This window comes from Mesobacillus stamsii (assembly GCF_030814065.1).
Taxonomy (GTDB): domain Bacteria; phylum Bacillota; class Bacilli; order Bacillales; family Cytobacillaceae; genus Mesobacillus; species Mesobacillus stamsii.
Genome location: NZ_JAUSUN010000003.1, coordinates 1 through 12,130, shown reverse-complemented (window position 1 = coordinate 12,130; position 12,130 = coordinate 1). Strand labels below are relative to the sequence as shown.

Sequence of the window (12,130 nt, the reverse complement as noted above, 5' to 3'; positions counted from 1 at the left end):
CCTGGAATTTCAGGCTTTTTTTTAAACTAAAATTGTTTTGCCAGTTTGTAAGCGTGCTGGATTGCCTGCTGCTTAATTTCCTGGGCTTTATCAGGAGTAGCTGCCATACCTTCTACCGCTAGTGTTTCAATATCTGTCACTCCCATGAACGCAAGTACTGCACGAAGATAGCGATCACCAAATTCCCATTCTTTTGCCGGCCCCTCAGAGTATACTCCACCACGAGCCTGGATATGAAGGGCTTTTTTATTACCTAACAAGCCAACCGGTCCCTCGGCTGTATACTTAAATGTTTTTCCGGCAATGGCGATGTTATCAATATAAGCTTTCATTTTTGGCGGAATGCTGAAATTCCACAAAGGAGTCGCAAAGATGTATTTATCTCCAGAAATAAATTGGTCAGTAAGTTGATTGATTGAGCTCACTTTCTCTTTTTCATCGTCACTAAGCTGTTCGAAAGCAGTTCCTTGCTGTAATTTGCCCCAGCCGCTGAAAACGTCCGTATCTATAAACGGAATGTCTATTCTATAAATATCCAGTCTTACAATTTCATCATTAGGGTTATTCTCACGGTAAGCCTTAATAAACTCTTCTCCCACCGACAAACTGAATGATTCCTCAACTGGTTTAGGATTTGCTGTAATATAAAGTACTGTAGCCATGTATATTCATCCTTTCTCTTTCAAAGTAACATTGATATATTCCCCTCAATACAAAACAGTATTCGCTTATTATGAACATCGAGATTCGTGACAATGTGTTAAGTATTATTTATAATAAAGAGTAAGAAAGTTTTGAATTCGACAAAATTAGTGAAAATTATCGTCATCATTAGACAAACGCAGATCAAATGTTTTTCTATAATTAAAACAAAAGCTTGTCTGCAGAGGAGGGGATCAAGTGCGATCCTACCAGCTATATTTAATAGAAGATGAATTCGCCTCCCATTATTTAGGAAGAGAGCGGATGTTTTACCAATTATTTTTAGAATATAGACAAACGAAAGGGTATCTGAAGTCAATCATTTCAAAACAGGTTGACTTCGTAACTAGGCCCATCCCTGTACTTCGCATCCATCAGCTTTTGCATCAGCAACTCCAAAAAACTCAAGGATTCTATGTCGATAACGGATCATATGTATATAAAAACAAAACAAACAATAGTTCAGCCATACTAAAAGTCCATGAACGGTGGCTAGAGCTAGAATCGGATGGACAGATTGACACGGAAACAGTCTTTTTTGAAATCCTTCGGAAATGTGAATCTGCTTTCCTTGCGATCGATCTTGAATCAAACAAATATGGCTGGCTGAAGCCGATAAAAGAGCGCAAATTCGTATGAAAAAAAAGATTTTTCTAGATCGAAGTAAAGATTGATTCATCTTTGTTGGAAAACTTACAAAAACTATCGAAAATAGGGTTTGGATAGACAAAAAAATGCACACAGATATTGTATAATAGCTGCTGGTTTAGTACACTGTATGTTAGACAACACGAAGGAGGAAGTTTTATGTGGACAATAATTCTAGTTGGTATACTGGCATTGGTTGTCGGTGTAGCGCTAGGATTTTTCATTGCTCGTAAATACATGGAGAGCTACTTAAAGAAAAATCCGCCAATCAACGAACAAATGCTTAAAATGATGATGATGCAGATGGGTATGAAGCCATCGCAGAAGAAAATCAATCAAATGATGTCAGCAATGAACAAGCAGTCTGGTAAATAATAAAGATGGACAAGCACTTACCTCATGGATGGGTGCTTTTCTTATTTTTGAGAGGATCGAAACAGATTGACGCAAACAAAAACAACGCCAACTACGGCGTTATTTTTGTTTGTCATTGCCCCTCTTTTCTGGTCTTTGTTGGAAAATGGAATCAAAAAATTCATCTGCTGTTTCTAACGTTCCGCCGTGCAATTGACCGTCTCTGCCCCGTTTGTTTTTATCTAGGGTTACAGGATTATGGATTCTAACCATCTATAAGCACCTCCATTAAATAGAGTTTCTCATAATTGCTTCATTTATCCGAAATAGAAATTGTGAATGAATGCCAAAACCCGTTCAGACTGAAAAAAGGGTGAATGGTAACTTGTGTAACCATGAATAAATTCCACGGAAAAATAAAAATTACGTATCAAGCTTTTACATTCAAGCAGTCGAGCTCATTTATATTTTCCTTATACCCTTTATGGTATAATGAAAAAATCAATGAACAGAAAGAGAGAGTTGCAAAAATGTCAAATCAAAATAATCAAGCAGTTCCCGGTGAGGATCAGCCGGAGTGGCTGCAAGCCTATGTCGAATCTCCTGATAAGCAGAAGGCTTTATATAAGAAAACGTTACTCATCGTTGTCTTGTCACAGATTTTTGGCGGTGCCGGTCTTGCTGCCGGAATTACAGTAGGAGCATTGTTAGCAAAGGATATGCTTGGCACAGACACGGTTGCCGGACTCCCAACCGCTCTTTTTACCTTAGGTTCAGCCGGTGCAGCGCTTGTAGTTGGCCGGTTATCACAACGGTATGGCCGGCGCCCCGGATTAGCTTCGGGATTTTTGACAGGAGGAATCGGTGCAATTGGCGTTATCATTGCAGCCGTTACTAATAATATATATATTCTGTTTGCGGCTTTGTTGGTTTATGGTGCCGGAAGTGCGACGAATTTGCAGGCTCGATATGCAGGTACTGATTTGGCAACCACGAAACAGCGGGCAACAGCTGTCAGTATTGCGATGGTGTCAACAACTTTTGGTGCAGTAGCCGGGCCGAATTTGGTCAATGTGATGGGAGATTTCGCTGTCTCGATCGGATTTCCGCCTTTATCCGGACCATTCTTTTTGGCTGCAGCAGCCTATATTGTTGCTGGTTTGATTTTGCTAATTTTCCTTCGTCCTGATCCATTTGTCGTTGCACGCGCAATAGCGTTAGCAGAACGGAATGCCAGAGTCTTGAGCCATGAATTTAGTGAGGAAGAAGAAGCAACAGATAAACGGGGCATTGCTGTCGCTGCACTGATCATGGTATTGACCCAAATGGTAATGGTGGCGATCATGACTATGACCCCAGTCCATATGGGGGCGCATGGTCATGGTTTGAGTGCTGTTGGGATGGTTATCGGTTTTCATATTGGAGCGATGTACCTTCCGTCCTTAATGACAGGTGTGCTTGTAGATAAAATAGGGCGCGGCGCAATGGCTGTTGCCTCAGGGGTTACATTACTCGCAGCAGGAATAATGGCTGCTGTTGCACCGGGTGAGTCCATGCTTTGGATCACATTGGCTCTGATTTTGCTGGGCCTAGGCTGGAACTTTGGATTGATCAGCGGAACAGCATTGCTAGTCGACGCAACCAATCCGACCAACCGGGCAAAAATGCAAGGAACGATTGATGTTATGGTCGCATTGTCAGGAGCGTCAGGGGGAATGTTATCAGGCATGGTTGTCGCTAATTCGAGCTTTGCATTTTTATCTTTAGCAGGTGGAGTTCTTTCGCTAATATTGATCCCATTTGTGATTTGGTCGCAGAGGAAATGAGGAGTCTGGTTTTTTTCAGGCTCTTTTTTTTAAAAAAAAATCTTTCGTTTTTAGAGGAGAATCCTTGGAAGTGTCTTTTCTTGTACGCATGGGAAGGATAGAATCATAATGGACGACCTGAAGTTTTCAATTGTTTTAAGAATACTGTTATAATAAACAAAAAGTATTGAGGAGTTGCAGCAATGAGAATCGGAATTATCGGTGCAATGGATGAAGAAGTGGATTTGCTTCGCAGTAAAATCACAGAAATAGATGAGATGAATCTTGCAGGAAGCGAATTTTACAAAGGTTATATTGGTCATCAGGAGGTAGTGCTGCTTAAGTCTGGAATTGGGAAAGTAAACGCTGCAATGGGAACAGCATTGATGATTGAAAAGTTTCAACCTGATGTCATCATCAATACAGGGTCTGCTGGAGGATTCCATGGCGAGTTGAGTGTCGGTGATATCGTCATTTCGACAGAGGTGAGACACCATGACGTAGACGTGACCATTTTTGGATATGAATATGGCCAGGTGCCAAAAATGCCTGCATCTTTTTCACCGGATGAAAACCTCGTGAGAGTCGCGGAAAAAAGTGCAGTAAAAATTAAGGGAATTCAAGTCGTAAAGGGCCTGATTGCATCTGGGGATTCATTTATGAACGATCCTGAAAAGGTTGAGTTTATCAGAAACAAGATGCCTGATTTGTTTGCTGTGGAAATGGAAGCAGCTGCAATTGCCCAGGTGGCGTATCAATTTAAAGTGCCATTTGTGATTATCAGGTCTTTATCCGACATTGCAGGGAAAGATTCGAATGTATCATTCGATCAATTCCTTGAAACGGCCGCTAAAAATTCGGCAGAACTAATATTATTAATGGTAGAGGAGCTGAAGAAGTAATGGTTAAGAAAATGAATGTGGAAAGCTTTAATTTGGACCACACAAAGGTCGCAGCCCCGTATGTCAGGCTTGCTGGGACAACTCGAGGTGCGAATGGGGATGTGATTCATAAGTATGATATCCGCTTCTGCCAACCAAACAAGGGGCATATGGAAATGCCAGGCCTCCATTCATTGGAACATTTAATGGCTGAAAATATCCGCAATCATCATGATACTGTTGTCGACATTAGCCCTATGGGATGCCAAACAGGTTTTTATCTTTCGGTAATTAACCACGATGATTACGATCATATCCTCGAAGTATTGGAAAAAACTTTACATGATGTACTGGAGGCAGATGAGGTACCTGCATGCAACGAAATTCAGTGCGGCTGGGCAGCAAGCCACAGCTTAGAGGGAGCTAAAGAAATCGCTGCGAAAATGCTGGAAAAGAAAGAGGAATGGAGCCAAGTTTTCGCTGAAAAACAATAACTAGTATCTATATGGAAAAAAGAGCAACCAAATAGATTGCTCTTTTTCCTAGTTTCTCACAATATATCCTATATAATTACTACTTTCGTAAATTTGTAAACTTATGATACTTTTCGTCCGGCAAATGACGTTTGCTGAGCTTCTTCCTCCGCTTTAAAGACATTAAAAACTAAATTTAAAGCAATGGCTGTCAAGCTTCCTGCGACAATTCCGTTGTCTGTCAATATTCGGATGCTGGAGGGCATTTGTGAAAATAATTCTGGTACTGCTGTAACCCCGAGGCCCATTCCAACAGAACAGGCAATAATTAATAGGTTTTCTTGTGAAGAAAACTCCACCTTGCTGAGCATTTTAATTCCGTAGGCAACGACCATGCCAAACATCGCTACCATTGCTCCGCCTAGCACAGGTGTTGGGATGATTGTTGTCAGCGCACCAACTTTAGGCATTAATCCGAGGAGGACCAAGAAAAAACCCGCTGTGAAAATGACATTTTTGGACTTCACCCCTGACATTTGAAGAAGGCCAACGTTCTGCGAATAGGTGGTATAGGGAAACGCGTTAAAGATGGCACCAAGAATGATCGCGATCCCTTCTGCACGGTACCCATTCTCCAAATCCTTTTCCTCTAGTTTTTCTTCGCATATATCTCCTAGTGCAAAGTAAACTCCTGTGGATTCCACTAAACTAACCAGCGCGACTAGAATCATTGTCAGGATGGCGGATAGCTCAAATGTCGGGAGGCCGAAGTAAAATGGAGCTGGCATGTGGAACCAGGAGGCTTCTGTAACAGCAGAAAAATCAACCATTCCCATAAAATAGCCAACAATCGTTCCTGCTCCCAGTCCAAGCAGAATAGCGATAGCTCGGATAAAGCCTTTGAAAAAACGGAAAAGAACGATAATGAAAAGCAAAGTTCCAAAAGCAAGTCCGATATTTGAAAGCGAACCGAAGTCAGGACTACCCTGACCACCAGCCATATTATTCATGGCAACTGGTATAAGGGTAATTCCGATGATGGTGACAACAGATCCGGTTACTACCGGTGGGAAAAATCGGACTAATTTCCCGAAGTATTTTGAAATAGCAACAACAAAAATTCCTGAAATAAGGATCGATCCATAGATAGCTGAAATGCCATACTGTCCACCAATGGCAATCATCGGTCCTACAGCTGTGAAAGTGCAGCCCAGCATGACAGGAAGGCCAATTCCAAAAAATTTGTTCCGCCAAACTTGAAGGAGGGTAGCGATGCCACACATGAAAATATCGATTGAAACTAAATAGGTTAGTTGTTCCCCTGATAGCCCGAGTGCGCCTCCGACAATTAGCGGTACGATGACCGCACCAGCGTACATGGCCAATACATGTTGGATTCCTAATGAAGCAATTTTAAACATATTCTGTTGTTTCATCGTATTCGTTCCGCCTTTCGTTCTGCCGCATTTTCAAATTCGACGCTGCCGTTTTCAAGTGAATGAATGACTGCAAGTGACTCTACCCGGTAGCCCTTTTCACGCAATAAACGTCCGCCATCCTGGAATCCCTTTTCAATCACGATTCCAAAACCTGCAATCGATGCTTTGGTTTTGCTCACTATTTCTTCCAGTCCTAATGCTGCTTGTCCGTTTGCCAGAAAATCATCAATAATAAGTACCGTATCATTATCGTTCAGGAATTTGCGGGATACTGAGATCTCGTTGCTCTCTTTTTTGGTAAAGGAGTAAACAGAAGCTGTAATCAGATCATTTACGAGCGTCAGAGACTTCTGTTTTCTAGCAAAAACAACCGGTACATGTAAGTGCAGACCTGCCATGACGGCCGGTGCTATACCGGATGATTCAATCGTTACTATTTTCGTAACTCCTGATTCAGAAAATTTTTTTGCAAACTCTAAACCAATATTATTCATAAGCTGGGGATCAATCTGATGATTCAGAAAAGCGTCCACTTTTAGAATAGAGGATGAAAGCACACTCCCATCGGTTTTGATTTTTTTTCTTAGCTGTTCCATGGTAACACTCCTCTTTTTATCCGAGCCAATAAAAAAAAGCCCGAAGTCCATGCATTCACGTCATAACTGAGTGAAGCAATGGTCTTTGGGCTTTTGAAAATAGCTGAAGACAAGAAGAGGAAAAATCCGCCTCTGGCATTGCTCACTCATAGTCAGATCATTTACGGTAATCCGGTAGATACTTGCAGGCCATATCCCTGCGATTATATGAGTGAATAAATTAAGTTAAAGTCATTATACCACCATTTTTATTTTCTTCAACCATAAAATCCGTATTTTCTTAATCATTAATCCGGATTTCGTTCGCTTTTTTAACAGAATCTATAAACCAAAGTAAAAAAGAAAAAATCTTTCCAGTTTTAAAAATATTTGATAAACTATTTAAGCATTTGAAGTGTTTGGGGGATCTATATATGAGTGTCTTTAAGGATTTACTTTGGTATTTTAAAGAAGAGAAAAAAGCGTACTTAACGGGGATTATTCTGTTGCTGTTCGTAGCATTTCTCCAGCTGGTGCCGCCCAAGGTGATCGGGATGGTCGTGGATGAAATCACGGATGGGACGCTTACGGCAGGAAAGTTGGGAAAATGGATCATCTTGCTGGCAACTTCGGGATTGGTGATGTATTCGCTCCGTTATTATTGGAGAATCATGATATTCGGTTCCGCGGTAAAACTGTCTAGACTGTTAAGGAACCGCTTGTATGCGCATTTCACCAGTATGTCCCAGTCTTTTTACCAAAAGACAAGGACAGGGGATTTGATGGCACATGCCACCAATGATTTGTCGGCAATTCAGCAAACGGCTGGTGCCGGGGTTCTTACCTTCGTTGACTCAGTTTCAACCGGAGGGTTTGTGATAATTGCTATGGCAGCGACCATCAGCTGGAAGCTGACCCTGATCGCCTTGATTCCTATGCCGTTAATGGCGATGCTGACAAGCTGGTACGGCACGATGCTGCATAAGAGATTTCACAAGGCTCAGGAAGCATTTTCCGCATTAAATGATAAGACGCAAGAAAGCATCACGGGTATAAAAGTAATGAAAACCTTTGGGCAGGAGAAGGAAGATATCGAGGATTTCAGGAAGCAGTCAGAGGATGTTGTAAACAAGAATATCTCGGTTGCAAAAGTAGACGCCCTGTTTGACCCAACGATTTCCATTATTGTCGGGATTTCTTTTTTCCTGTCGATTGCGTTTGGGTCAAGGTATGTCGTGAATGAGGAGTTAACAATCGGGCAGCTTGTTTCCTTCACATCCTATCTCGGGCTGTTGGTGTGGCCGATGCTGGCATTTGGTTGGTTTTTCAATATTGTCGAGCGTGGGAGGGCGTCGTATGACCGAGTAACAACCCTGCTTGCTGAAAAGATCGATATTCAGGACAAAGCAGATGCCCTGGATGTAGTGCCAGATGGCGATATTCAATATGCTATTGAATCATTTGTTTATCCTGGCGAACAAGACCCTGTTTTAAAAGATATCAATTTTAGGATTGGAAAAGGACAGACACTTGGTATTGTTGGGAAAACGGGAGCAGGAAAGACGACACTGCTTAAGCTTCTGGTCCGGGAATTCGATCTTTCGGATGGAAGCATCACCATTGGCGGCAGGAAGATTGAGGATTATAAGATGGATCGGCTGAGGCAGGCAATCGGCTATGTTCCTCAGGATCACTTCCTTTTTTCGGCCACAGTAGAGGAAAATATCGCTTTTGCGAATCCAGCTGTCGAGAAGGATATCATCCATCATTCAGCCAGAGTGGCGAACATCCACGATGACATTCTTGAGTTTACGGATGGATACAAGACGATTGTCGGAGAGCGCGGCGTTTCTTTATCAGGCGGGCAAAAGCAACGGATTTCTATAGCGCGTGCTCTCGTCATGAATCCTGAAATCCTAATCCTCGATGATTCCTTGTCAGCTGTCGATGCTAATACCGAAGAACAAATTCTCTCCGCATTAAAAAAGAATCGAAAAGATAAAACAACGATTATCACTGCTCATCGCTTAAGTGCCATTCATCATGCGGACTTGATTATTGTTTTGGAAGAAGGACGGATTGCTGAACGAGGCACACATGACCAGCTAATGGGACAAGAAGGCTGGTATAAAGACATGTATTGGAGACAGCAGCTTGAAGAACTCGTCGAGCAAGGAGGATGAATATGGAATCTCCACCTGTACTAAACGCAAAGGAACAGCGGTCGGTGCTGTTCCGGCTTCTAGCTTATGCTAAGCCACATATGAAAATGATTTCGATCGCATTTGGATTCCTGCTGCTTGCGACGGCTGGGGATGTACTTGGGCCAATTTTGGTTAAGATTTTTATCGATGATTATTTAAGGGAAGGAATTTTTCCATTTCAACCTTTAATGCTACTTGGCTCCGCATATATTGGCATCCAAATCCTCAACGTGCTTGTTTCCTATTTTCAATTGCTGAAGTTTCAGGAAATTGCGCTGAAAATCATCCAGCAGATGAGAATTGATGTCTTCACGAAGGTGCAGCAGTTAGGGTTGAAGTATTTTGATAAAACACCAGCAGGCTCACTAGTATCAAGGGTCACGAACGATACGGAAGCGATAAAGGATATGTTTGTCAGCGTGATCGCGACCTTTATTCAGAGCGGCATCTTGTTGTTTGGTATTTTTGTCGCGATGTTTTTCCTGAACGTCAAACTGGCCCTATTCACGATGCTGATTTTACCGTTCATTGTGCTCATCATGAGTTTATATCGTAAGTTGAGCTCGAGGTTTTATCAGGAAATGCGTGAGCGGCTCAGCCAATTAAATGCGAAGCTCAGTGAATCTCTTCAGGGAATGTCCATCATCCAGATGTTTCGCCAGGAAGAAAGGCTGAAAAGGGAGTTTGGTGAAATCAATGACCAGCATTTCGAGGCAGGGATGAGAAACATCAAGGCTGATGGACTGCTATTGCGCCCAGCAGTTGACTTGGTATACATTCTTGCATTGATCATCGTACTCAGCTTTTTCGGGATCACTTCCTTCGACAGCACGGTTGAAATCGGAGTTCTTTATGCTTTCATCAATTATTTGGATCGTTTTTTTGAGCCAGTGAACAATATGATGATGCGTCTTTCCTTGTATCAGCAGGCAATCGTTGCAGCTTCACGGGTGTTTAAGCTACTCGATGAAAAGGAACTGGCACCAGAACAGACTGAAACGGAAACAGATAAAATCACTGTTGGCAAAATCGAATTCAAGGACGTCAGTTTTTCTTATGATGGCAAGCGCGATGTCCTAAAAAATATTAGTTTTACCGTAAATTCAGGAGAGACCATCGCATTTGTCGGCCATACAGGCAGCGGCAAAAGCTCCATCATAAATTTGTTGATGCGCTTCTATGAATTTGAGCGGGGCGAAATTTTGATCGATGACCATTCCATCAAGAATTATCCGGTGAAAGAGCTTCGCGATAAAATGGGCCTCGTACTGCAGGATCCATTTTTGTTCTATGGTACGATCGCGGATAATATTAGGCTTCATAATCAGAGTTTGGATGAGGAGGATATTCGGCAGGCGGCTGAATTCGTCCAGGCAGAGGCTTTCATCCGGAAGCTCGAAAATGGGTATGGGCACAAGGTGACAGAGAGGGGATCGACATTTTCGAGCGGGCAGAGACAACTGATCGCTTTTGCCAGAACAATTGCTACGAATCCGAAAATTCTTGTTCTCGACGAGGCGACAGCAAATATTGATACAGAAACAGAAGAAGCCATCCAGGTGGCACTTGCCAAAATGAGACAAGGGCGGACAACGATTGCGATTGCTCACAGGCTTTCCACGATCCAGGATGCAGATCAGATCATCGTCCTTCATCACGGGGAAATTGTAGAACGCGGAACCCATCAGGAATTGATATCCCAACAAGGTCTTTATCAAAAAATGTATCTTCTTCAAAATGGTTCAGTAGAACGTTTAGAAGATGTGGTAGGATAATATAAGAAAAACCGGGCGCAGTTTGCCCGGTTTTTCTTTGGGTTAGGCGGATAATCGATTTTCACTCCAGACACTCGCTTTCCGCAGGGCGACTGGTGAGCCCTCTCCTCGCTTCGTTCAAACCTATTCCGATAGCAACCGAGTCTATCACCATCCTAATACACCCCAAACCTGTCAAAATAAATAACGTCGGTCCAGCATTAGCACATAGCCCAACGCTTAGGCAAGCCGTTTGCCGCTAACTCCTCGAGACGTTTTTCGCCTTCGGTTCTGCCAAATGAAGTCAAAGATGTATTGAGATAAAAAATGGAAACAATTTTACTTATTTGGGTATCTTTCCGCAAGAAAGGTGCCCTTATGGAGGTGAAAATGCTCGCATAAGGGTATCTTTCCGCATTTGGATGCATTTTAGATAATAGTTCCAGTTTTTTTCTTTTGTATAAAGAATGTTCTCTTTTCAGAATAAGCTGTATCTCCAATGACTGTTTCCATTTCCATGCCTGTGGCTTCGCCTGTTGCTACAATGGCCGCAGTGATAATTCGTTCGTCTCTCATTGCGATATAGGTTTTGTATCCAAGGAAGGAAGAATCCATTGCCTTATGCCCAACACGTGCAGCTGAATCAGTTGAAAAGCAAAATAAAAAAACATAAGTTTTTCAGTGCCCTTAGCAAAGTGACGAGGAGGATCTCATTTGACGCCCTGCAGAAAGCGAGTGTCATCCGTTCTAATCAACAGCCCGATGATCAGCAAAATCAAAAAAGGACCGGGCGCAGTTTGCCCGGTTTTTCTTACTTGGCTGCCTTTTTGAGATAGAGGCGATTGTATTCATTCAGCAGTTTATCAAGTTCTTGGCTATAGTGAATGGCAATAGTGGAATTTAAACCGTTCTTAGCGGTGATTTCTATCAGTTCAACTCGCTTCTTCTCTATATTGGTGATCATTTGCTCTTTTGACAAGGTGAAAATCCTTTCTATTATGTGTTTCGTTAGCATTTTTATGTAAAATCGTTATAAATATAGAAATTATTACAAGTACTATATTAGTATATAACATAGACTGGAAAATTTCAAAAGGAACATTGGTAAAATAGTTTCATAAATAATAGAAACTGTTTGGGAGAATTTTGTCGGTGTCTTTACATTGAAAATAATGACTATTTATAGTTATATAGTAATTAACTTGAGTCTTGCATTTTTTGAAATATCACCTAAAAAAGGCCGCACTAAAATAAGGTTAAAGCTATGTGGTTTTTAAGCCGACAATTTTAGACAT

12 protein-coding genes, 1 pseudogene and 1 riboswitch are annotated in these 12,130 nt (G+C 41.9%); of the genes and pseudogenes, 7 read left to right on the top strand and 6 right to left on the bottom strand.

Annotation, left to right across the window (positions count from 1 at the left end):
- Window positions 1-26: 26 nt before the first annotated feature.
- A complete protein-coding gene (locus tag J2S25_RS02735) occupies window positions 27-662 on the bottom strand; it encodes an FMN-dependent NADH-azoreductase (protein WP_044391880.1) in 636 nt (211 codons plus the stop codon).
- Window positions 663-900: 238 nt separating this feature from the next.
- Between J2S25_RS02735 and sirA the strand changes: the two genes are divergently transcribed.
- Both sirA and J2S25_RS02725 read left to right on the top strand, forming a co-directional pair.
- The gene (sirA, locus tag J2S25_RS02730; protein WP_307191186.1) at window positions 901-1,341 is read left to right on the top strand and encodes a sporulation inhibitor of replication protein SirA; all 441 of its coding nucleotides are present in this window, start codon (window positions 901-903) and stop codon (window positions 1,339-1,341) included.
- 168 nt (window positions 1,342-1,509) lie between these two features.
- Window positions 1,510-1,725 (top strand): YneF family protein, encoded by a 216-nt coding sequence (locus tag J2S25_RS02725; protein WP_044391884.1) that lies wholly within the window; start codon window positions 1,510-1,512, stop codon window positions 1,723-1,725.
- Window positions 1,726-1,824: 99 nt separating this feature from the next.
- On the opposite strand, the gene J2S25_RS02720 is transcribed toward J2S25_RS02725, so the two are convergent.
- Window positions 1,825-1,977 (bottom strand): hypothetical protein, encoded by a 153-nt coding sequence (locus J2S25_RS02720; RefSeq protein WP_307191185.1) that lies wholly within the window; start codon window positions 1,975-1,977, stop codon window positions 1,825-1,827.
- A gap of 257 nt (window positions 1,978-2,234) precedes the next feature.
- Here J2S25_RS02720 and J2S25_RS02715 point away from each other — a divergent pair, with 257 nt between their 5' ends.
- The 3 genes from J2S25_RS02715 (at window position 2,235) to J2S25_RS02705 (ending at window position 4,884) form a co-directional block, all read left to right on the top strand.
- Window positions 2,235-3,530 carry an MFS transporter gene (locus J2S25_RS02715; protein ID WP_044391907.1) on the top strand — a complete coding sequence of 432 codons (1,296 nt, stop codon included), beginning with the start codon at window positions 2,235-2,237 and terminating at the stop codon, window positions 3,528-3,530.
- A 182-nt stretch (window positions 3,531-3,712) separates the two neighbouring features.
- Window positions 3,713-4,411 (top strand): 5'-methylthioadenosine/S-adenosylhomocysteine nucleosidase, encoded by a 699-nt coding sequence (mtnN, locus tag J2S25_RS02710; protein WP_044391886.1) that lies wholly within the window; start codon window positions 3,713-3,715, stop codon window positions 4,409-4,411.
- The gene (locus J2S25_RS02705) at window positions 4,411-4,884 is read left to right on the top strand and encodes an S-ribosylhomocysteine lyase (RefSeq protein WP_044391888.1); all 474 of its coding nucleotides are present in this window, start codon (window positions 4,411-4,413) and stop codon (window positions 4,882-4,884) included. Before mtnN ends, J2S25_RS02705 begins: the two co-directional genes overlap by 1 nt.
- A gap of 101 nt (window positions 4,885-4,985) precedes the next feature.
- On the opposite strand, the gene J2S25_RS02700 is transcribed toward J2S25_RS02705, so the two are convergent.
- Together J2S25_RS02700 and J2S25_RS02695 are read right to left on the bottom strand one after the other, a co-directional pair.
- A complete protein-coding gene (locus J2S25_RS02700; RefSeq protein ID WP_307191184.1) occupies window positions 4,986-6,299 on the bottom strand; it encodes a nucleobase:cation symporter-2 family protein in 1,314 nt (437 codons plus the stop codon).
- Window positions 6,296-6,898, bottom strand: coding sequence for a xanthine phosphoribosyltransferase (locus J2S25_RS02695; protein WP_307191183.1), 603 nt, complete (start codon window positions 6,896-6,898; stop codon window positions 6,296-6,298). The genes J2S25_RS02700 and J2S25_RS02695 overlap by 4 nt, the downstream gene beginning before the upstream one ends.
- Before the next feature lie 129 nt (window positions 6,899-7,027).
- A riboswitch (purine riboswitch) is annotated at window positions 7,028-7,129 on the bottom strand.
- A 182-nt stretch (window positions 7,130-7,311) separates the two neighbouring features.
- On the opposite strand from J2S25_RS02695, the gene J2S25_RS02690 reads away from it, so the two are divergent.
- Window positions 7,312-9,060, top strand: coding sequence for an ABC transporter transmembrane domain-containing protein (locus tag J2S25_RS02690; RefSeq protein WP_307191182.1), 1,749 nt, complete (start codon window positions 7,312-7,314; stop codon window positions 9,058-9,060).
- 2 nt (window positions 9,061-9,062) lie between these two features.
- A complete protein-coding gene (locus J2S25_RS02685; protein WP_307191181.1) occupies window positions 9,063-10,856 on the top strand; it encodes an ABC transporter ATP-binding protein in 1,794 nt (597 codons plus the stop codon).
- A 459-nt stretch (window positions 10,857-11,315) separates the two neighbouring features.
- Here J2S25_RS02685 and J2S25_RS02680 read toward each other — a convergent pair.
- Window positions 11,316-11,486 (bottom strand): annotated as a pseudogene (locus tag J2S25_RS02680) (IS5/IS1182 family transposase); the annotation flags it as partial.
- A gap of 160 nt (window positions 11,487-11,646) precedes the next feature.
- A complete protein-coding gene (locus tag J2S25_RS02675; protein WP_084221848.1) occupies window positions 11,647-11,814 on the bottom strand; it encodes an aspartyl-phosphate phosphatase Spo0E family protein in 168 nt (55 codons plus the stop codon).
- Window positions 11,815-12,130: the final 316 nt, after the last annotated feature.